Genomic DNA, 272 nt, shown 5'->3' with positions numbered 1-272 from the left:
CCTGCCGCGATGCGCGTCGGCGATGCGTTTGAGCCCGGCGTTGATGCCGCCTTCCAGACTGTTTGTCGTTGAAGCCCAGCGTTGAGGCTCAAGCGCATTCGGTGGTGGCTGCAGGTAGGTAAACAGCCATCCTTTCCGTGAGAGGTGCAGCAGGGAGTTGTATGCCTTGCGAACTCGCAGATGGGTCCATTCCCACTGGTTGTTGAGTGTGCGGCGCTCTTTTGACACGGGCGTTTTCTCGTTGAGGAATGCTTTGAATACCTGTCCGAAGT

The 272-nt window shown here is 57.4% G+C and carries 1 pseudogene; it reads right to left on the bottom strand.

Going from position 1 to position 272, the window contains the following annotated elements:
• A pseudogene (locus HMPREF2547_RS07955) lies at nt 1-272 on the bottom strand (IS256 family transposase); the annotation flags it as partial.

The organism is Corynebacterium sp. HMSC055G02 (assembly GCF_001809065.1).
GTDB lineage: Bacteria > Actinomycetota > Actinomycetes > Mycobacteriales > Mycobacteriaceae > Corynebacterium > Corynebacterium jeikeium_D.
Note: the sequence above shows the minus strand (reverse complement) of the source record. Positions and strands in the feature narration are given on the sequence as shown.